Origin of the sequence: Salmonella sp. SJTUF14076 (assembly GCF_015534835.1) — a bacterium.
GTDB lineage: Bacteria > Pseudomonadota > Gammaproteobacteria > Enterobacterales > Enterobacteriaceae > Salmonella > Salmonella enterica.
This window is the reverse complement of record NZ_CP064674.1, coordinates 1,618,237-1,639,362: the sequence shown is the minus strand read 5'-3', so window position 1 is coordinate 1,639,362 and position 21,126 is coordinate 1,618,237. Positions and strand designations below refer to the sequence as shown.

The window sequence follows — 21,126 nt, the reverse complement described above, 5'->3', positions numbered from 1 at the left end:
TAATAATCTTGAAAATATGAGTAAATACAGATTAATAGATAATATGAATGTGTTAATCTGTTGTCAGTGAATACCGAAAACAGCAGAAAGGAAATACTGTGAACAATCAAATGAAGATGTTTGTCCCTGCCGTCGTCTTCGCCGCCCTCGCCAGCGCCTCTGCCTGGGCTAACAATGGCGATACCGCCCAGCCGCTGGAAAAAATCGCCCCCTATCCGCAGGCGGAAAAAGGAATGAAGCGGCAAGTGATAACCCTTACCCCTCAGCAGGATGAATCTACCCTCAAAGTGGAACTGTTGATTGGCCAAACGCTGAATGTGGATTGTAACCAGCATCGCCTCGGCGGCACGCTGGAAACAAAAACGCTGGAAGGCTGGGGCTATGACTATTATGTCTTTGATAACGTCACCTCTCCGGTATCAACCATGATGGCCTGCCCTGACGGTAAGAAAGAGCAAAAATTCGTCACCGCCTGGCTGGGTGAAGACGGGATGCTGCGCTACAACAGCAAGCTGCCGATCGTGGTGTATACCCCGGCGAATGTGGACGTGAAATACCGCATCTGGAAAGCGGACGCTAACGTACAGAACGCCGTCACGCGATAATGTTACGCTGCCCGGTCACACTTACCGGGCATCTGAACACGCCGACTCACGCAGCGCTCCGGGGTTCTTTTTAAAACACGTCTGGAAACCCGCCCGCCCGCAGCCTGGTGGCGACGCGTAGCATCTTATCAGGCCTACGGGCTGCCATCAGGTGGTTCATCCGGCGCCATAGTCCATTACGCAGTACGCGCAACCGCATCACGCGAAGCGGCGTCACGTTCGTCGCCGGTGAGTTCGGTTAACTGCCCGTTACGCATTTCAAGCAGACGATCGGCGTGAATAAAATAGTGATCATCATGGCTGATGGCGAAAATGGTTTTCCCCATTTCCTGCATTAACGGCAACAGTACCTGATAAAATTCCCGGCGGAAATGCGGGTCCTGATCGGCGGCCCACTCATCCAGCAAAATAATATCGCGCTCTTCCGCCAGCGCCAGCAGCAGCGCAATGCGCTTTTTTTGCCCTTTCGACAGTTTAAGATTCAAGATGCGCCCGTCGTTTAGCTCCAGCTTGTGCGTCATTTTCAGGTGCTCAAGCCACTTTTCGACCAGCGCAGGATTGGCGGGTTTCCCCTGCGGCCCCAGCAGGCGGTCGAATAACCACACATCGGTGAACACCGCAGAAAACAGTTTGCGATAATCTTCCGGCTGCCCGGCGGCAATAGGTTGACCGTCAAGTAAAATCGTTCCCGATTGCGGCTGGTATAAACCGGTCAATAACATGGCCAGCGTCGATTTCCCGCTACCGTTGCCGCCAATTAAAAACAGCAGTTCGCCGCGGTGAATCGTCAGGTTGATGGGCCCCACGGAAAACGCGTTATCCTGATAGTGGAAAACCACGTTGCGCAGCTCCAGCGTCTTCCAGTCGGGAAAGGCTTTCGGCTGTGGAAAATCAGGCTTATACGGGGCGAGCGCGAATTTATTCAGTTTATTAAACGCCACCTGGGCGGTCAGTAGGGTTGGCAACGCCCCCACCGCAGACAGCAGCGGCGTGCGCAGGAACAGCAACGTCAGTGAATAGGTCGCCGCGACGTTAGTATCCGCCCAGCCGAGACTATTCGCCATCCAGAAGACCAGGCCTATCGCTCCCAGCATCATGATATTCGACCAGTTGACGGCGCTCAGGTGAAAAGTATCGGCACGGATAATGTGATGACGGTACTCTTTGGCATCCGGGGTATAACATTGCTGAAAAATCTGCTCCGCACGCTCGCGGTTTAGCGTCAGCTCTTTGCGTCCTTCCAGCACCGTCTGATAGTCGTTGTACAGCTTATCTTCGGTCTCGCGCAGGGTCGCCATATGCTGGTAAACCCGCGCCACCAGCACGAATCCGCCCCAGATAGTGACCGCCATCCAGATAGCCGTAACCAGCAGCATTTTTGTCGATAGCATCGCCAGATACGCCGCCGAGCCGACGGTGAGGATAATGCCCTGCACCAGCTCAGGCAGACGCACAAAGGCGATAGTAATATTGCGAATATCGCTGGTCAGACCGGCCAGTAAAGAGGCGCTGCCCAGTTGCTCAATGCGTTCAACGTGCGTATCCAGAATGCGCTTGATAAATTCGCTGCGCAGGCGGTAAACGAAATGGTGTCCCAGAGTGGTGAGCGCCAGTTGGGAACCTAATGTGACGACCATTAGCAACAGGAGCAGACCGAGAAATTCCGGCAGCACCATGACGGTGGTGTCCACCGTTTCAATCAGGCGCTGATTGATAAACGCGATCAGGCCAATCCCCAGCGCCGCGCTGGCGAGGCTCAGCGCCATCACGCTAATAAATGGCCAGCGGTACTGCCGCCAGACAAGAATAAGAAGTTCCATGCATACAACCCGGACCGATAATAACAGCCCGCAGTTTAACTAACTCCACCTGCACAGCAATAATAATTCTTATTTTTATTCTTTTTCAGCCGCCTGACGGAAGGTGAGATTGTAACGAAATTCACCGGTCATGGGATGAAAGCCCGCTTTAAGCGGCTGGATACCATGATAAAACAGCCGGGACTCGCCGCCCCAGACCACGATATCGCCATGCTCCAGTAAGATCCGCTGGATCGGGTCGCTGCGACACAGGCCGCCAAACTGAAAAACCGCCGGCACCCCCAACGAAACTGAGACAATAGGCGCGCGCAGATCCGGCTCGTCTTTATCCTGATGCAGCGACAGTTTTGCGCCGGGCGCGTAGCGATTGATCAGGCAGGCGTCCGGTTGGAAGCTCGCATACCCTGCCGCGATTGCCGCCTGACGACATACGCTGGCAAACGATAACGGCAGCGCAGGCCAGGGTTTATCGGTCAACGGATCGCGCACGGCATAACAATAACCGTGACGATCGGTGGTCCACCCTAACGCGCCGCAGTTGGTCATCGCCACCGACATGGTGTAGCCGCCCGGCGTCACCATCTGACGAAACGGAGACTGACTGGCGACAAACCCGATATCGTCTAATAGCGACTGCGCCGCGCGAAACGCAAAGCGGCGCAACACCACCGCGCCAGGCGCCAGGGGCTCTTGCCAAGGCGCTTCATCAGCAAATAGATCCAGCATTGCTACTCCTCTTTTTGCGCTTCTCGCTTTAATAGCTGCGCTTTTCGACGCACGCCCCAACGATAACCGGAGAGCGCGCCATCGCGACGCACGACCCGATGACACGGGATCACCATCGCCAGTTTATTCGCGCCGCACGCGCTGGCGACCGCGCGTACCGCCGTGGGTTTGCCGATAGTCGCGGCAAGCTGTTGATAGCTTACGGTTTCGCCGCAGGGAATTGCGCATAACGCCTGCCAGACCTGCTGTTGAAACGCGGTTCCCTGGATATCCAGCGGCAACGAGAGCAGCACATCGCGTGTGTTGATAGCCGCGACAACCTGCCGCACCCGTTGCTGAAAAAGCGCGTCAGCAGGTTCGTGGCGGGCCGCCGGGAAAAGGGTGTGTAATTCAGCCAGTAGCGCGTCGTCGCTATCACCGGGGAGAATCGCGCAAATCCCCCGCTCGCTCTCCGCCACCAGGCACCGTCCGTAAACCCAGTCCGTCAGCGCATAGCGAACGGAGACATTATCGCCGCCTTTGCGAAACTGTTTTGCCGTCATGCCCAGCGTCTGGTCGGCATGACGGTAGTAGCTACTGCTATCCGGGAAGCCGGCGCGATAAATAGCCGCCGTGATCGGCTCTCCTTTCGCCAAAGCCTCACGCAGCCGCCGGGCGCGCCACGCCTGCTGCCACCCTTTCGGCGTCATTCCGGTGCTCGCTTTAAACAGACGGTGCAGATGAAACGGGCTCATCGCCACCGCCTGCGCCAGAGACGCCAGCGTTACCGGCGTCTCCTGCTCAAGCAAACGGCAGGCGCAGGCAATCTTATCCAACCGCCGTTGCTGCGCGCGCGCATTATCCGGCTGACAGCGCTTGCAGGGGCGAAAACCGGCGTCCAGCGCCTGCTGCGCGTTGGCAAAAAAGCGAACATTTTTACGTAACGCCCGCTTCGAGCGACAAGAAGGGCGGCAAAAAACGCCAGTGGTTCGCACTGCAAAAACGAAACGCCCATCCGCGCTGGCATCGCGCGCCTGCACCCGCAGCCAGCATTCATCATCGGTAAGTAACGCTTTTTTCATCATAGACTCCTTCATTAAGCATAGTGCTTGCTTACATGCAGTGTGTCCGTAAATCCGCCCACAAAAACCCGTAATCTTGCGTTTTAATTCTTATCGCTCACCAGGAACGTTTTGAACTGCGGCGACATCCAGGTTTTAAAGCCTTCACCTTCTTTCATGATCATAAAGACCGCCAGCCCTTCCCGCCGCACGACCTCTTGCGCCTTTTGCGTACCGAGCACCATCAGGCCGGTGTCCCAGCCATCCGCTTCCAGCGCCGTTGGCGCAATGACCGTAACCGATACCAGGTTGTGTTCAATGGGGCGCCCCGTTTGCGGATCGATAACGTGCGAGACGCGCTTGCCATCCAGCTCATAATAGTTACGGTAGCTGCCGGAGGTGCTGATGCCATGCCCGTTGATATCCACAATCGCCTGCACCGCGTTTTCCCGGTCGGTCGGCTTCTGAATCGCGACGCGCCACGGCAGCCCTTGCGCATTCATCCCGCGACTGCTTAATGCGCCGCCCACCGAGACCAGATAACGCGCAATGCCCTCCTGCTCCATCAGACGCGCCAGATGATCCGCCGCATAGCCCTCCCCGACCGTGGAGAGATCAACATAAAGATCCGGCAGATCTTTTTGCAAAAACTGATGTCCAGCCCTGTCGATAACCTGCAAATGTTGCAGGCCTGTTTTCGCTTTTGCCGCATCGATTTGTGCTGGTGTTGGGATATGCAGCGGCTGCCGATCCGGTCCAAACCCCCACAGATTGACCAGCGGGCCCACGGTGATATCCATCGCGCCATCCGTCTTCGCGCCAATACGCAGCGCCGAGGTCACGATATCCGCCATGGCTTCGCTGACCGGCCAGGGCGCAAGACTGCGTGAATGGTTAAAACGCATCAGCGCGGAGTTATTTTTATAGGTAGAAAGCAACCAATCATCAGCATCAAGCTGAGTCTGGATTTTAGTCTGTAACTCTGCGGCGCGTTTCGCATCGATGCCAACCACGCTCACCCGCCAGAGGGTCCCCATCGTTTTACCTTCCAGCACCTGAGCGGCAGGTGACGCTGTTGTCGTTTCGGGAGCCTCATCGCAGCCCATAAGTAAAAAAGCCGCCGCCAGACACACGGCCCGGCAAAAAGTCATTTTCATCGCTGTTTATCCTCATTCGAATGGACGCAAGCGTATATCAAAACGTCGTATTTGTACGCCGGAATAAGGCATGAAAAAAGGGCCCGCAGGCCCTTTAGCAACATCTTTTGCTGATTAGAACTGGTAAACCAGACCCAGCGCTACGATGTCGTCGGTGTTGATGCCCGCATCGCGGGTAAAGTCGTTTTTATCCAGCAGGTTGATTTTGTAATCAACATAGGTGGACATGTTTTTGTTGAAGTAGTAAGTCGCGCCGACATCAACATATTTTACGATGTCCTGGTCGCCATAGCTGGCGCCGTAGCCGTTGCTGATGTCCTTACCTTTAGACTGCAGGTAAGCCACAGACGGACGCAGACCAAAGTCGAACTGGTACTGAGCAACCACTTCAAAGTTCTGCGCTTTGTTGGCAAAACCGTAAGAGGTGGACGGGTTGTTGCCGTTAGAGGTACCAAAACGGGTTGCGTTATAGGTCTGAGAATACTGCGCTGCCAGATAGATGTTGTTCGCATCGTATTTCAGGCCGCCGGTGTAAACCGTGGCGCGATCGCCGTTACCATACAGGCGAGCGTTAGCGGTGTTGTTCTGATCGGCAGTACGTTTAGACGTGGTGATAGCGCCACCGACAGAGAAGCCTTCGCCGATTGCATAAGTCAGCGATCCGCCGTAACCGTCGCCGTTCTGGTTCAGCAGGCTGCGACCGTTGGTGTTTTCACCGCTCACGCTGCCGTTTTTGCCCTGATACTGCAACGCGAAGTCCAGGCCATCCACCAGGCCGAAGAAGTCGGTGTTACGGTAAGTGGCATAGCCGTTACCACGCTGCTGCATAAAGTTGTCAGCGCCGTAGGTGTCGCCGCCGAACTCCGGCAGAACGTCGGTCCAGGAGGTCACGTCATAGGTTACGCCGTAGTTACGACCATAATCGAAGGAACCTGCGTCAGCGAATTTCAGACCCGCAAACGCCACACGCGTCCAGGAGTCGTTGCTGCCTTCAGTCTGGTTGCCCTGAATCTGATATTCCCACTGGCCATAACCGGTCAGCTGATCGTTAACCTGCGTTTCGCCTTTGAAGCCGATACGCATGTAGGTCTGGTCACCGTCGCTGCCTTTGTCGTCAGAGAAGTAGTGCAGGCCATCAACTTTACCAAACAGGTCTAATTTGTTGCCGTCTTTATTATAAATTTCAGCCGCATTCGCTGCGCCCGCCACCAGCAGAGCTGGTACCAGGAGGGACAGTACTTTAACTTTCATGTTATTAACCCTCTGTTATATGCCTTTATTGCTTTTTTATGCCACTGCTTACTGGTTAACCCTCATTAACCAGTCGGCAAGTCCATTCTCCGCAAAAATACAGAATAATCCAACACGAATATGATACTAAAACTTTCAAGATGTTACAGTTATCTACATAGATGTTTCAAAATATGAATTTTACGGAACTTTTTTAAAACAAAAATCAAGTAAAAATAAGCACAAATAGATAAAATATATTCACGAGACTTTTAAAATCAACGGGTTAAATTGATGAAATTCATAGCACTGAATGATAAAACAGAATCTTCATTCGCAACTAAAATAGTGACCGCTATCATCATTAACTTTATTTATTACCGTCATTCACTTCTGAATGTCTGTTTACCCCTATTTCAACCGAATGCTTCGCATTCGGTTTTTTTTACGTTTTTTCAGACACACCCGGCAGATTTATGCTACCTGCCTAAAACTATCACGGTTATTCACTACCCTCCCCTGCTCGACCGTTCGTAAGACATTAGCAAATAATTTCTTGATATTTAGTGCTAAACATTTATAAGTAGTCTTTATATTTGTACCGTTCTGCGAAGGTTGTACGCTTTTCCCGTCCCGCCGACGGAGCGCGTGTTAAGTTGCCCGGCATGACGTAAGAGTCTGGAAATTCATTCATTACCCTTTATACTGCCCTTCACCTTCAGCGTTGCTTTTACAGGTCGTAAACATAAATGAGTCAGTCTGACACAACGGTCTCTACCCGATTCTCCCTTCTACCGGGAAGCATTACCCGTTTCTTCTTATTGCTGATCATTGTGCTGCTGGTAACGATGGGCGTTATGGTACAGAGCGCCGTCAACGCCTGGTTGAAAGACAAAAGCTATCAAATTGTCGATATCACTCACGCTATTCATAAACGCGTGGACACCTGGCGGTATGTTACCTGGCAAATTTATGACAACATCGCCGCGACCACTACGCCATCGACAGGTGAAGGACTTCAGGAAACGCGTCTGAAGCAGGATGTGTATTATCTTGAAAAGCCGCGACGTAAAACTGAAGCGCTGATTTTCGGTTCCCATGACAGCGCCACGCTGGAAATGACGCAGCGTATGTCAACTTATCTGGATACGCTGTGGGGCGCGGAAAACGTGCCGTGGTCAATGTATTACCTCAACGGACAGGATAACAGCCTGATTCTTATCTCTACCCTACCGTTGAAAGATCTCTCTTCCGGCTTTAAAGAGTCCACTATTGGCAATATCGTCGATTCCCGCCGGGCAGAGATGTTGCAACAGGCGAATGCGCTGGATGAGCGCGAAAGTTTCTCCTCATTGCGAAAACTGGCCTGGCAAAACGGTCACTATTTTACGCTACGCACGACCTTCAATCAGCCAGGACATCTGGCGACCGTGGTGGCGTTTGATCTGCCCATTAATGATTTAATCCCGCCGGGAATGCCGCTGGACAGTTTTCGGATAGAGCCTGACGCAACCCAGACGACGGGGCGAAGCAGTGAAAAGGAAGCGCCAGATAGCGTCACGATTAGCTTTAACGGTTCAAAAATTGAGATCTCCTCAGCGCTTAACTCTACCGGAATGCGCCTGATCTGGCAGGTACCGTTCGGTACGCTTTTGCTTGATACGCTGCAAAATATTTTGCTGCCTTTACTGCTGAACATCGGGCTGCTGGCGTTGGCGTTATTTGGCTACGCCACGTTCCGTCATCAGCCGGGACGGTCGACGGAATCGACATCCGGCAACGCGGCGAATAATGAGCTTCGCGTCTTACGCGCCATTAATGAAGAGATCGTTTCTCTGCTGCCGCTGGGTCTGCTGGTCTACGATCAGGAAGGCAACCGCACCGTGATCAGCAATAAAATCGCCGATCATCTGTTGCCGCATCTTAACCTGCAAAATATTACCAGCATGGCGGAGCAGCATCAGGGCGTGATTCAGGCGACAATTAATAACGAACTGTATGAGATCCGTCTGTTTCGCAGCCAGATCGCTCCCCGCACGCAGATCTTTATTATTCGCGATCAGGACCGGGAAGTGCTGGTAAATAAGAAGCTTAAACAGGCGCAGCGTTTGTATGAGAAGAATCAGCAGGGCCGCGCCGCCTTTATGCAAAATATCAGCAACACGCTTAAAGAGCCCGTACGCCAACTGGCGGTTAACGCCGCGGCAGTCACCACGCCGGAAAGCCTGAAACTGGCGGATCAGGCGGATGTATTGGTACGTATGATCGATGAAATCCAACTGGCGAATATGCTGGAAAATGACGCATGGAAGAGCGAAGCAACGCTGTTCTCCCTGCAGGATCTTATTGACGAAGTCGTGCCGGAAGTGCTGCCCGCCATTAAGCGTAAAGGGCTGCAACTGCTGATTAATAACCATCTTAGCGGCAACGATGAACGCTGGGGCGATCGCGACGCCCTGCGTCGGATTTTGCTGCTGTTGATTCAGTATGCCGTCACGACGACCGCTATGGGTAAAATTACGCTTGAAGTCGAGCAGGATGAATCTATCGCGGAGCGTCTGACTTTCCGTATTCTGGATACGGGCGAAGGTGTAACGTTAAACGAGATTGATAATCTGCATTTCCCGTATATGAATGAAACGCAGGGCGATCGTTACGGCAAAGCGAATCCGCTCACCTTCTGGCTGTGCAATCAACTGGCGCGCAAACTGGGCGGTCATCTCAACATTAAAGCGCGAGAAACGCTGGGCACGCGCTATACCGTTCATGTCAAAATGCTTCCTCACGATCAGCATACTCAGGTCGAAGAGCGCCTGCTGGACGACGTGAGCGTGATGGTCGATGTGACGTCCAACGAGGTTCGCGCGATTGTGCTGCGTCAGTTAGAAAACTGGGGCGCCACCTGCATCACGCCGGATGAAAGGCAGATAAGTCAAGAATATGATCTCTTTTTAACGGATAATCCGTCTAATCTTACTGCCTCGGGCTTGCTTTTAAGCGATGATGAGTCAGGCGTGCGGAAAATTGGCCCGGGTCAGTTGCGCGTCAACTTTAATATGAGCAATGCTATGCAGGAAGCTGTACTACAACTTATCGAAGAGCAGCTGGCGCAGGAAGAGATTCCCGCCTCCCCGCTCGGCGGAGATGAAAATGCCGAGCTTCATGCCAGCGGCTATTATGCGCTATTTGTAGACACAGTACCGGATGATGTTAAGAGGTTGTATACTGAGGCGGCAACCAGCGATTTCGCTGCGCTGGCCCAAACGGCCCACCGCCTGAAAGGGGTGTTTGCCATGCTTAATCTGGTACCCGGCAAGCAGTTATGTGAAACGCTGGAACATCTGATTCGTGAGAAAGATGCTCCAGGTATAGAAAAATATATCAGCGACATTGACGCCTACGTCAAAAGCTTGCTGTAGCAAGGTAGCCCAATACATGAACAATATGAACGTAATTATTGCCGATGACCACCCGATTGTACTGTTCGGTATTCGCAAATCACTTGAACAAATCGAGTGGGTGAATGTTGTCGGCGAATTTGAAGATTCCACAGCATTGATCAACAACCTGCCGAAATTAGATGCGCATGTGTTGATCACTGACCTCTCCATGCCGGGAGATAAATACGGCGATGGGATCACCTTGATCAAGTACATCAAGCGTCATTTTCCGAGCCTGTCTATTATCGTTCTGACCATGAACAACAATCCGGCGATCCTGAGCGCCGTGTTGGATCTTGATATTGAAGGGATCGTACTCAAACAGGGTGCGCCAACCGATCTGCCTAAGGCGCTGGCCGCGCTGCAAAAAGGCAAAAAATTCACCCCAGAAAGCGTTTCTCGCCTGCTGGAGAAAATCAGCGCAGGCGGTTACGGCGATAAGCGCCTGTCGCCAAAAGAGAGCGAAGTATTACGCCTGTTCGCCGAGGGCTTCCTGGTCACCGAAATCGCCAAGAAGCTCAACCGCAGCATTAAGACCATCAGCAGCCAGAAGAAATCGGCGATGATGAAACTGGGCGTAGAGAATGATATCGCGCTGCTCAACTATCTCTCTTCCGTCACCCTGAGTCCGACAGACAAAGAATAAATCGCTTTTATGTTACCCAGCCTGATGGCGCTACGCTTATCAGGCCTACCAGTCGACTCATCTTTTACAGGCCGGACAGGCGACGCCGCCATCCGGCATTTTTTATGCCCGCGTTTTACGTACCCGCTCGGCATACACCGCCAGCGTCTGTTTCAACACATCCAGCGTCACAGGCTTCGACAAACAGCTATCCATACCGGACTCCAGGCAACGTTGTTTCTCTTCCGCCAGCGCGTTCGCCGTCACGCCGACGACCGGCAGCGTCAGCCCAAGCTGACGGATACGCTGCGTCAGACGATAGCCGTCCATGTTCGGCATGTTCACATCGCTCAGAACAATATCGATAGCATTTTTACTCAGCACATTCAGAGCGTCCACGCCATCATTGGCTGTCTTACACTGATACCCCAGCGATCCCAATTGATCGGCCAGCAGACGGCGATTGATCGGATGATCGTCAACGACCAGAATCATCATGTCGTCATTTGAATCTGCGGTTTTATCCGTCGTCGGCAATGCGCTGGAAAGCGCTTCACTATCCAGCTCAATACTATAAATACGCGCCAACAGCGCGGGCAACTCATGCACCGACGCCACACTATGCACCCACTCGCCCGGCGCTCTTTCCAACGGAATCCCGATATGACGGCGGCAAAAGACGACCGCCGCCCTCCCCTGCCAGGTATGCTCCAGCGCGTCATCGACAATTAAAATATCGTCCGCGGCGGGTTCTTGCCCTTCATAACGCTGCGTATGAACGCCGCTACGCGCCAGACTGGTCTCAATAAACTGGCACAAAGAAGTATTGCGCACCGCCAGCCAACAGCAGGTTCCGGCGAGTCCTTCCACGCTCTTTTTCACAGGGTATTGCGCGCCATAAAGCGGGATGCGCAGCGTAAACTGGCTCCCCATGCCCGGCTCCGAATCGACGGAAATATCGCCGTCCATCATGCTGATCAATTTTTCGCAAATCGCCAGCCCCAGACCGGTCCCCTGAAAGTTACGCTGTACGCCGGTTCCCACCTGGAAGAAGGGATCGAACAGGCGAACCACCTCTTTTGCCGGAATACCGACGCCGGTATCCCGCACGCGAATGCTGAGATAATCCCCATCACAGCGCACATGCAGCACGATGCAGCCAATATCGGTAAACTTAATGGCGTTGCTCAACAGGTTTGAAATGACCTGCTGTAAACGCATCGGGTCGCCGTTCAGCGATACCGGCACGTCAGGCTCAATAAAACAATACAGGCCGAGCTGCTTACGCACCACCAGCGGCAGATAATTGGCGGTGATATGATTCATCACCTCTCGCGGTGAAAATTCGCGCGGCTCAATCTTTAGCTGTTCCGACTCAATTTTCGAGAAGTCGAGAATGTCGCTGATAATTTTCAGCAACAGACTGGAGGAGTTATTCATCGCCGTGACCAGCCGATCCACGCCTTTTGGCAGCTCTTTGGTTTGCAGCAGATCGAGATTGCCGATGATACCGTACAGCGGTGTGCGCAATTCATGGCTGACCGTCGCAAGGAACATGGATTTAGACTGGCTTGCCTGTTCCGCCGCCTGCGCCATCTCCTGCAGCGACTCTTCCATTTTGACGCGCGTACTCACATCTACCAACACGCAAATCGCGACGTTTTCATTGCGATAGCGGGAATGGACGAAGCTAATTTGCAAATTGGTATTATTGCTGGTCAATACATCAACAAAGTTGACCTGCTGGCCGCAAATGATTTGCGTCAGGCGCTGTCTGTCTTCATGCGTGAGCATGTTCAGGTAGGTGTGCGCCAGTTCGTTACTCAGAATATTGACACCATCAATAGTGCGCAGAATACAGATCCCCACCGGCGCGGAGGCAACGATTTTACGGTTGAACTGTTCATGCTCCTCCAGGCGCTGAGCATCGCTCTCCGCCGGAATGAAAATTCGCCGCTCATACATCCGCGCAAGCGTAAACAGCCCTGCACCCACCAGCACGTTCAGCAGGATAGCGTTCAGGATAAGAATACGAATACGCTCCAGGACTAAATCTACAGGCACAGAATAGACAATACTGAGCGAGGATGGCGGCAGGCTTTTTTTGAGTACCAGTTCGCGAAAACCTGGCGTATAGCCAAACCAGGAGCGCTCCTGCATCCAGCGCGGCTCCGCTTTAATAATGCCGTCAGGACCGGTCAACGAAATCAGCGAATGGCCGTTCTCATCAATAATGGTGACGCCCATCGGCAAACTGCCCGGCGTGAAAAAATTTTCCATGCGGATGGACTGCTCGACGCCCAGCAACGCTTGCAGACGGTTGGCCAGATACACCGGCGTCAGCGCATAAAAGTAGCCCACGCCCTGACGCGCGCCCTGGCTTATCCAGAAAAGGTTATTCCCACTTTCTTCCTGCGGCGCGTTGCGGTATTTCATAATCCGCTCATGTAACGCTTTTAACGCATCATCGCGCTCCACGGGCATTTCACGCAGGCCGAAATTCGCCATACAGAGGTTATCGCTGCCAATCAGGAAAACGCGGTTAAGATCATACGCCGCTGAAAAGTTGTCGCGCCAGTAACGCATAAACCAGGCCAGCGACTCCAGCGAGCCGCGCCAGGCGGAGCCCATCGCCGCACAGTCTGAGTCGGCGAATAGCGGTTCAAAATCCGGCACCACCATTTTGTCATCACGCGCACGCGACGACATGACGCCGTTTTCCGCCGTTAAACGGTTCTCGGCGATATATTTGAGCTCTTTCATCACGTCCGACGTGCGCTGGATAAAACGCTGCGCCTGATCGGAGCTAAGGTTGAACTCCTGACGAATTTCAGACTCCCGCTGGTGCAGGGCATTGACGATGTAAAACACCGAAACAAAGGCGATTAAGAGCCAAATGAGTAACGCTAACGCTCTGAATAAGTAGCGCGAGACTTTCAGCGTAGTTCGAAAGGAAGCAAGGTATTTCAAAGGGGCGAAGCTCCGCCTCAGGATGTAAATAGAGTGTGACTAAGGTAGCGGTAAATGACGTAGCCCGCAACGGCAAAGAAAAAGGGCCGGATCTCCGGCCCTCGCACAGCAATAACATTACTCGTCAGCGTCATCCGCAACGTCGTCATCGCTTTCCGCTTCCGGGGCGATATCCTCATCCCCTTCCGCCACGCTGCCGTCGATAGCGTCGAGTTCTTCGTCATCTACCGGTTCAGCAACGCGTTGCAGACCCACCACGTTTTCATCTTCCGCCGTGCGGATAAGGATAACGCCCTGGGTATTACGTCCCACTACGCTGATCTCGGACACACGGGTACGCACCAGAGTACCGGCATCCGTGATCATCATGATCTGGTCGCAATCGTCTACCTGTACCGCACCGACAACGGAACCGTTGCGCTCGGTCACTTTGATAGAGATAACGCCCTGCGTCGCACGAGACTTGGTCGGGTACTCGTCCGCTGCGGTACGCTTCCCGTAGCCGTTTTGCGTTACGGTCAGAATAGCGCCTTCGCCGCGTGGGATGATCAGAGAGACGACTTTATCGTCTCCCGCCAGCTTAATACCGCGCACACCGGTCGCGGTACGCCCCATCGCACGGACGGCGTCTTCTTTGAAGCGCACCACTTTACCCGCGGCCGAGAACAGCATGACTTCGTCAGAACCAGAAGTCAGGTCAACGCCAATCAGCTCGTCGCCGTCGTTGAGGTTCACCGCGATAATACCGGCGGAACGCGGACGGCTGAATTCGGTCAGCGCCGTTTTCTTCACGGTACCGCTGGCGGTCGCCATAAAGACGTTGACGCCTTCTTCGTATTCACGAACCGGCAGAATCGCGGTGATACGTTCGTTGGCTTCCAGCGGCAGCAGGTTAACGATCGGACGACCGCGCGCGCCACGGCTGGCTTCCGGCAACTGATAGACCTTCATCCAGTACAGACGGCCCCGGCTGGAGAAGCAGAGGATGGTGTCATGGGTGTTGGCCACCAGCAGACGGTCGATAAAGTCTTCTTCTTTAATACGTGCGGCAGATTTACCTTTCCCACCACGACGTTGCGCTTCGTAATCCGTCAGCGGTTGATATTTGACGTAACCCTGGTGAGACAGCGTCACGACAACATCTTCCTGGCTAATCAGATCTTCGATATTAATATCGGCGCTGTTGGCGGTGATTTCGGTACGACGCTCATCGCCGAACTGATCGCGAATTAACTCCATCTCTTCGCGAATCACTTCCATCAGGCGATCGGCGCTGCCCAGAATGTGCAGCAGTTCAGCAATCTGCTCCAGCAACTCTTTGTATTCGTCGAGCAGTTTTTCATGCTCCAGGCCGGTCAGTTTCTGCAAACGCAGATCCAGAATCGCCTGCGCCTGCTGTTCAGTCAGGTAGTACTGACCGTCACGCACGCCAAATTCTGGCTCCAGCCATTCCGGACGCGCGGCGTCGTCACCGGCGCGCTCCAGCATCGCAGCAACGTTGCCCAGATCCCACGGACGCGAAATCAGCGCCGCTTTCGCTTCCGCCGGCGTTGGCGCACGGCGAATCAGTTCGATAATCGGATCGATGTTGGCCAGCGCAATCGCCAGAGCTTCAAGGATATGCGCGCGGTCACGGGCTTTACGCAGTTCAAAAATAGTCCGACGCGTCACCACTTCACGGCGGTGGCGCACGAACGCTGAAATAATATCTTTCAGGTTCATGATCTTCGGCTGGCCATGATGCAGCGCCACCATGTTAATACCGAAGGAAACCTGTAGCTGGGTCTGGGAGTAGAGATTATTAAGCACCACCTCGCCCACTGCATCGCGTTTCACTTCAATCACGATGCGCATCCCGTCTTTATCGGATTCGTCACGCAGCGCGCTGATGCCTTCCACGCGTTTATCTTTCACCAGCTCGGCGATTTTCTCGATCAGGCGCGCTTTGTTCACCTGATAGGGAATTTCATGGACGATGATGGTTTCACGGCCCGTTTTCGCGTCAGCTTCAACTTCCGCGCGGGCGCGAATGTACACTTTGCCACGACCGGTACGGTAGGCTTCTTCGATACCACGACGACCGTTGATGATCGCGGCGGTCGGGAAGTCCGGCCCCGGAATATGTTCCATCAGCCCTTCAATGCTGATGTCTTCGTTGTCGATATACGCCAGGCAGCCGTTAATCACTTCCGTCAGGTTGTGCGGCGGGATATTCGTCGCCATACCTACTGCGATACCGGAAGAACCGTTCACCAGCAGATTCGGAATTTTGGTCGGCATGACGTCCGGAATTTTTTCCGTACCGTCATAGTTATCCACGAAATCCACCGTCTCTTTTTCGAGATCGGCCATCAGTTCGTGGGCGATTTTCGCCAGACGGATCTCCGTATAACGCATTGCCGCCGCGGAGTCGCCGTCAATAGAACCGAAGTTACCCTGACCATCCACCAGCATGTAACGCAGCGAGAATGGCTGCGCCATACGAACGATGGTGCCATACACTGCGAAATCGCCGTGGGGATGGTATTTACCGATTACGTCACCAACGACACGGGCAGATTTTTTATAGGCTTTGTTCCAGTCATTGCCCAATACGTTCATGGCGTAAAGTACGCGACGGTGTACCGGCTTCAGGCCATCTCGGACATCCGGCAGCGCACGGCCAACAATGACCGACATCGCATAATCCAGATAGGAGCTCTTCAGCTCCTCCTCAATGTTGACCGGTGTAATTTCTCTCGCAAGGTCGCTCATCTAACCGCTATCCCTCTACTGTATCCCGGATTCAAAGGTCGCAAATTATAACACATTCGCCCACGTACTGGTAAACGGAATGCAGCCAGACAATGCTTTATTCGGGTGCCGCATGCTCTCTTCATTTATAAGCGTGGTCTCGGCGTTTATTGGCGATCGGCTTCAGAGGCGACACAGGGGAGATCGGGGCCTGGCCAGGAAGAGGTTAGAAAATCAATACCTCCCGTGTATACCCGTCATACTTCAAGTTTCATGTGCGTTGGCTGCGAGTTACTCGGCCCATCCCTGGGCCTCGCCCCGTCGCGGTTAGCGCAAGCGCTGTTCAAGACGGTTAACCATTTTATCCTGCAACTCGAATTATTTAGGGGATATGCCGGGAGGCATAAACCATAATCAGTATCACCAGATGCTATTTAATCACATAGGCCAGATATTCTTTCACTACCTCATCGTTTAATTCCTGACCCAATCCGGGCTGTTCCGGCGCGACATAATAGCCATTTTCCGGTTGATAATCGTGGGTACAAAGTTCCCGAATAGATGCTTTCATCGCATTGGTATGATGCTCATGAATAATAAAGTTGGGAATTGCTGTTTCCATATGCAGCGCGGCTACCGTGGAAACAGGACCGCCGCAAACATGCACCTGTACAGTGGTGTCATAAATATTAGCATAGTCACAGATTTTCTTTCCTTCGGTAATTCCGCCGCAGAGACACAAATCAGGTTGCGCTACGGCAATAGACTGCTTCTCCAGTAATTCCCTGTATCCCCATCTTGTGTAGGAACGCTCGCCAGTGGCGATTGGAATCGTTGTTGAACGGGAAACTTTCTGCATATTATCAGAATTTAATGGATGAATCGGTTCTTCATAAAGAAAGATACGATACTTTTCTATCGCCTTCGCAAATTGAATAGCTGAGTTTGTACCGAGAAGAGAATGGATTTCCACGATAATATCAGCATCATCCCCCATTGCTTCACGCATAGCGGCAATTCGCGCTTCCCCCATTTTTAATTGATCGGCAAGTAACAATCCTGAATAGTTACGATTTTTATTCTGAAAAACACAGTCATCGCCATTACGATCGATTTCGAGTGGATCCACTTTAATCGCATCATATCCATCGTCAAGAGCCGCACGCGCCGCCTCAGCATATTCATCAGGTGTCACTAATATCTGGCGTTTATCCCCCCAACCAAATTGTAACTGACTAGCATAGGTTCTTAATTTTTCATTAGTTTTCCCGCCAAGGAGCTGATAAACAGGTACACCTAAATATTTACCTTTGATATCCCAAAGAGCAATATCAATAGCGCTCATTCCGGCATAAAAAACGTTCCCGCCTCCCATTCCCCAAAAAGTCTTTCTGAAAAAGAACTCCCAAATTTTTTCGATATTTAATGGATCTTCACCCACAATCAATGGCGCCAGATCTCTGATGATCCCTACGCCAGCTTTAGCGCCTGCGCCATAGGCCAGTCCTACTTCGCCAATACCACTTAATCCTGAGTCGGTATTCACCCGGATAAGTACTGGGTTATAGGATGACATCGTTTGATCTCTTTTTTTTAATTCACAGTCAAAAACTTCAATAGACGTAATTTTCATAATTTCTCCATTTATCAGGTTCGTGATACAACATTTGTTTGTTGGCTTTTTTCTTTTTTCACATCAATTTTCATTAACGCCAAAACGGCTACCGCAGCGAAGCAAAGTATTGCCTCTACAATAAATATTCCTGTCGCACCATAATGAGTAGAAACGAATCCCAGTGACTTATTAATCAGGAATCCGCCAAGACTTGAACATGAGTTAATAAACGCAATGCTGATAGCCAACCCTGACGGCGACAATAATGCAGAAGGCAGCGCCCAGTAAGGTCCGTAATAGCTGAGGATCCCAACACCATAGAACGTTAGCCCCAGCATTCTCAGCGACATTGAGGGGACAAGAGCAATCATCAGAAAACCACAGCCTGCCAGAAACATGGGTAATGCAGCATGCCATTTTCGTTCATTCTTTTTATCGGAATGCCAGCCCCACCAGGGCATGCTGAACATAGCGAAAATAAACGGAATACTCATGATTAAACCAACATCAGTATCCGTAAAATCAGCTGAAAATCCCTTCACCAACCCCGGCAACCAGTAGTTTGCCGCCAGAGCAGCCGCCTGAATCAACATGTAGGCGAAAGAAAGCTGAAGCAAAACTGGATTTTTGATTACGGAAAGAAAGGATGAGTTGGTATTTTTATTTAATGCAGCTGCGGTTTCATTGTCAGTGCGTAATTTATTAACTAAGGCCGATATCTGCTGTGGCGTAAGCCATTTAGCCTTTTCTGGACTGTCAGGCAGTAAATAAAATGTCAGGATGCCAAGGAATACGGTAGGGATACCTTCAATAGCAAAAAGCCAGCGCCAGCCTTCATAATCCGGGGTATTCAAATGCTCGATGATCCAACCAGACATCGGTGCAGCCAATACCGATGCAACAGCAATAGATAACATGAAGAAACTATTGACTTTTCCGCGTTCACGAGCCGGGAACCAACATGCAAGATAATAAACCATGCCCGGGAAAAAGCCAGCTTCAAATATCCCCAAAAAAATGCGAGCCAGCAAAATATGTTGAGTATCTTTAGCAAAAAAAATCAGCCCTGTTACCGCTCCCCAGCCGATAATAATGGAACTAATCCATTTTCTTGCGCCAAGCTTTTGCAAGCCAATGCTACTCGGAATTTGAAAGATTAAATATGATATGAAGAATATAGAAGAAATATTAGCGAAATCCTCAGGCGTAATACCGAGAGATTCATTCATGCGTAATGCAGCAAACCCAATATTGACACGATCCATATAGTTAAAAAAGTAAAGAATAAAGGCCAAAGGAATGATTTTCCTTTTTACAATACGAATTGCATCGTATAAATTTTCTTGTGGACTACTCATTTTGCATCACCTTTTATGATTCAATGAATAAGGGTATTGACCGGAATTGATGTTACGTAAAAAACAATACAATTCAAAAGCTAATGTGTCATATCTGATATATCAGCAAGCAAACTTAATGAAATATACAATAACAACAATAAAGTATGTAAATTTTCTTATATCTGATATATTAGATCCGTTAATTTTGAATAAATTAATTACAATGGAGCCGGGTTTAACCATGGAGGAGAAGAAAATGAAAAATAGATTAAAGCGTGATTTTAGTCACATATCAATTGAAATACCCAAATCCATCACCCAGGTGATTAAAGAGAAAATAAGGGAGATGATTATCCATGGCGATTTCGATCTTGGGCAAGCGATCAGTGAAAATGAACTATCAAATATTCTGATGGTAAGTAAAACACCAATTCGTGAAGCTTTTATTTGGCTGAGCTATAATGAAAACCTGGTCAACATCATTCCCCGCAGTGGGACATTTGTTTTTTCTGTCACCGACGAGGATATCAATGATCTCATCAAAATGAGGGTTATCCTTGAACAGGGCGCAATTCGTGAAGCGATGGAGAAAAATGCTAACAATGTCATAGTCGAATTAAGCAATATTTTATCGAAGTCAGCAAAAATTAATGCAGAGCGCGATACGCAAGCTTACCTCAAACTGGATCATGATTTTCATTATGTTTTTGTGAAATATGCCGATAATAAATACATTTCACAAGCACACCTGTTGATCTCAGCACGTTTATTGGCAATTCGCTACAGACTGGATTTTACCGCTGAATATATCACCAGCTCTAACCGTGGACATGCCACTATTTTGGATATGTTAAAAAACAACAACGTCGAGGGCGTCTGTAATTTTATCACGCACCACATCGGTAGCGGTTTTACAGAACGCGCAAGAAAACTTCTTGCGCTGAAAGCGTAATAAAGACGGCAGTAGATATAACGCAGCGACTTTGCACCTGCTATACTGCCCCGATAGATCAATAGCGGAATCTCATGTACTCATGAACACTGAAAAACCGTCGGTAGCTCACAACGTTGACCATAATGAAATCGCCAAATTCGAAGCCGTCGCGTCGCGCTGGTGGGATCTGGAGGGCGAATTCAAGCCATTGCATCGTATCAACCCTCTACGCCTTGGCTACATTACTGAGCGCTCAGGCGGCCTGTTTGGTAAAAAGGTACTCGACGTCGGCTGCGGCGGCGGCATTCTGGCGGAAAGTATGGCACGCGAAGGCGCAACCGTCACCGGGCTGGATATGGGCTTTGAGCCTTTGCAGGTCGCCAAACTGCATGCGCTGGAAAGCGGCATCGAGGTAGAGTACGTGCAGGAGACGGTTGAGGAACATGCGGCAAAACACGCCCAGCAATACGACGTCGTCACCTGTATGGAAATGCTGGAGCATGTTCCCGATCCGCAATCGGTCGTCCACGCCTGCGCCCAACTGGTTAAACCCGGCGGCGAGGTGTTCTTCTCAACGTTGAACCGCAATGGAAAATCCTGGCTGATGGCGGTCGTCGGCGCTGAGTATATTCTGCGCATGGTGCCAAAAGGCACGCACGACGTGAAGAAATTCATTAAGCCTGCTGAACTGTTAAGCTGGGTAGATGAAACCGTCCTGAAAGAGCAACATATCACCGGGCTGCACTACAACCCGATAACTAATACTTTCAAACTCGGTCCCGGAGTAGACGTTAACTACATGTTGCATACCCGCGCTAAAAAAGCCTGACATCAAAGAATTTTCCTATAAGGGTTGCGTTAGATCATCGGGCGCAACCTTTCTCTTCGATG

14 protein-coding genes are annotated in these 21,126 nt (G+C 51.3%); 5 read left to right on the top strand and 9 right to left on the bottom strand.

Annotated features, from left to right (window positions below; genetic code table 11):
* The first annotated feature begins 110 nt into the window (after window positions 1-110).
* The gene (gene eco / locus HU143_RS07825; RefSeq protein WP_001747464.1) at window positions 111-605 is read left to right on the top strand and encodes a serine protease inhibitor ecotin; all 495 of its coding nucleotides are present in this window, start codon (window positions 111-113) and stop codon (window positions 603-605) included.
* 176 nt (window positions 606-781) lie between these two features.
* Here the strand turns inward: eco and HU143_RS07820 are convergent, their stop codons facing one another.
* The 5 genes from HU143_RS07820 to HU143_RS07800 form a co-directional block, all read right to left on the bottom strand.
* Window positions 782-2,425, bottom strand: a complete 1,644-nt coding sequence (locus HU143_RS07820) for a multidrug ABC transporter permease/ATP-binding protein (protein ID WP_000421589.1) — start codon at window positions 2,423-2,425, stop codon at window positions 782-784.
* A 75-nt stretch (window positions 2,426-2,500) separates the two neighbouring features.
* Window positions 2,501-3,151 (bottom strand): DNA oxidative demethylase AlkB, encoded by a 651-nt coding sequence (alkB, locus tag HU143_RS07815; protein ID WP_023226628.1) that lies wholly within the window; start codon window positions 3,149-3,151, stop codon window positions 2,501-2,503.
* A 2-nt stretch (window positions 3,152-3,153) separates the two neighbouring features.
* Entirely contained in the window at window positions 3,154-4,215 is a 1,062-nt protein-coding gene (ada, locus tag HU143_RS07810) for a bifunctional DNA-binding transcriptional regulator/O6-methylguanine-DNA methyltransferase Ada (protein WP_000975968.1), read from the bottom strand.
* Window positions 4,216-4,295: 80 nt separating this feature from the next.
* Window positions 4,296-5,348 (bottom strand): FAD:protein FMN transferase ApbE, encoded by a 1,053-nt coding sequence (gene apbE, locus HU143_RS07805; protein ID WP_023138042.1) that lies wholly within the window; start codon window positions 5,346-5,348, stop codon window positions 4,296-4,298.
* Between the two features lie 114 nt (window positions 5,349-5,462).
* The gene (locus HU143_RS07800; RefSeq protein WP_000865523.1) at window positions 5,463-6,599 is read right to left on the bottom strand and encodes a porin OmpC; all 1,137 of its coding nucleotides are present in this window, start codon (window positions 6,597-6,599) and stop codon (window positions 5,463-5,465) included.
* Window positions 6,600-7,327: 728 nt separating this feature from the next.
* Here HU143_RS07800 and rcsD point away from each other — a divergent pair.
* Window positions 7,328-9,997 (top strand): phosphotransferase RcsD, encoded by a 2,670-nt coding sequence (gene rcsD / locus HU143_RS07795; protein WP_023226627.1) that lies wholly within the window; start codon window positions 7,328-7,330, stop codon window positions 9,995-9,997.
* 16 nt (window positions 9,998-10,013) lie between these two features.
* Window positions 10,014-10,664, top strand: coding sequence for a response regulator transcription factor RcsB (gene rcsB, locus HU143_RS07790; protein WP_001061919.1), 651 nt, complete (start codon window positions 10,014-10,016; stop codon window positions 10,662-10,664).
* A 102-nt stretch (window positions 10,665-10,766) separates the two neighbouring features.
* On the opposite strand, the gene rcsC is transcribed toward rcsB, so the two are convergent.
* From rcsC to HU143_RS07770, 4 genes are all read right to left on the bottom strand, one after another.
* On the bottom strand, window positions 10,767-13,613 hold the full coding sequence (gene rcsC, locus HU143_RS07785; RefSeq protein ID WP_000876075.1) for a two-component system sensor histidine kinase RcsC: 2,847 nt from the start codon (window positions 13,611-13,613) through the stop codon (window positions 10,767-10,769).
* A 117-nt stretch (window positions 13,614-13,730) separates the two neighbouring features.
* Window positions 13,731-16,367: a DNA topoisomerase (ATP-hydrolyzing) subunit A gene (gene gyrA / locus HU143_RS07780; RefSeq protein ID WP_001281214.1), complete on the bottom strand. Its 2,637-nt coding sequence runs from the start codon at window positions 16,365-16,367 to the stop codon at window positions 13,731-13,733.
* Window positions 16,368-16,776: 409 nt separating this feature from the next.
* A complete protein-coding gene (locus tag HU143_RS07775; RefSeq protein ID WP_000705581.1) occupies window positions 16,777-17,979 on the bottom strand; it encodes a mandelate racemase/muconate lactonizing enzyme family protein in 1,203 nt (400 codons plus the stop codon).
* Window positions 17,980-17,993: 14 nt separating this feature from the next.
* Window positions 17,994-19,319, bottom strand: a complete 1,326-nt coding sequence (locus tag HU143_RS07770) for an MFS transporter (RefSeq protein ID WP_023226626.1) — start codon at window positions 19,317-19,319, stop codon at window positions 17,994-17,996.
* Between the two features lie 49 nt (window positions 19,320-19,368).
* On the opposite strand from HU143_RS07770, the gene HU143_RS07765 reads away from it, so the two are divergent.
* Together HU143_RS07765 and ubiG are read left to right on the top strand one after the other, a co-directional pair.
* Window positions 19,369-20,253, top strand: a complete 885-nt coding sequence (locus HU143_RS07765) for a GntR family transcriptional regulator (protein ID WP_000944714.1) — start codon at window positions 19,369-19,371, stop codon at window positions 20,251-20,253.
* A gap of 82 nt (window positions 20,254-20,335) precedes the next feature.
* Window positions 20,336-21,064, top strand: coding sequence for a bifunctional 2-polyprenyl-6-hydroxyphenol methylase/3-demethylubiquinol 3-O-methyltransferase UbiG (gene ubiG / locus HU143_RS07760; RefSeq protein WP_001091009.1), 729 nt, complete (start codon window positions 20,336-20,338; stop codon window positions 21,062-21,064).
* Window positions 21,065-21,126 lie beyond the last annotated feature (62 nt).

What these genes read in the sequence shown, in the direction of transcription:
- HU143_RS07775 (WP_000705581.1), bottom strand. Translation starts at nt 17,979, where the DNA reads ATGAAAATTACGTCTATTGAAGTTTTTGACTGTGAATTAAAAAAAAGA.
- apbE (WP_023138042.1), bottom strand. Translation starts at nt 5,348, where the DNA reads ATGAAAATGACTTTTTGCCGGGCCGTGTGTCTGGCGGCGGCTTTTTTA.
- HU143_RS07765 (WP_000944714.1), top strand. Translation starts at nt 19,369, where the DNA reads ATGTTACGTAAAAAACAATACAATTCAAAAGCTAATGTGTCATATCTG.
- gyrA (WP_001281214.1), bottom strand. Translation starts at nt 16,367, where the DNA reads ATGAGCGACCTTGCGAGAGAAATTACACCGGTCAACATTGAGGAGGAG.
- HU143_RS07770 (WP_023226626.1), bottom strand. Translation starts at nt 19,319, where the DNA reads ATGAGTAGTCCACAAGAAAATTTATACGATGCAATTCGTATTGTAAAA.
- rcsD (WP_023226627.1), top strand. Translation starts at nt 7,328, where the DNA reads ATGAGTCAGTCTGACACAACGGTCTCTACCCGATTCTCCCTTCTACCG.
- rcsB (WP_001061919.1), top strand. Translation starts at nt 10,014, where the DNA reads ATGAACAATATGAACGTAATTATTGCCGATGACCACCCGATTGTACTG.
- ada (WP_000975968.1), bottom strand. Translation starts at nt 4,215, where the DNA reads ATGATGAAAAAAGCGTTACTTACCGATGATGAATGCTGGCTGCGGGTG.
- HU143_RS07820 (WP_000421589.1), bottom strand. Translation starts at nt 2,425, where the DNA reads ATGGAACTTCTTATTCTTGTCTGGCGGCAGTACCGCTGGCCATTTATT.
- alkB (WP_023226628.1), bottom strand. Translation starts at nt 3,151, where the DNA reads ATGCTGGATCTATTTGCTGATGAAGCGCCTTGGCAAGAGCCCCTGGCG.
- HU143_RS07800 (WP_000865523.1), bottom strand. Translation starts at nt 6,599, where the DNA reads ATGAAAGTTAAAGTACTGTCCCTCCTGGTACCAGCTCTGCTGGTGGCG.
- ubiG (WP_001091009.1), top strand. Translation starts at nt 20,336, where the DNA reads ATGAACACTGAAAAACCGTCGGTAGCTCACAACGTTGACCATAATGAA.
- eco (WP_001747464.1), top strand. Translation starts at nt 111, where the DNA reads ATGAAGATGTTTGTCCCTGCCGTCGTCTTCGCCGCCCTCGCCAGCGCC.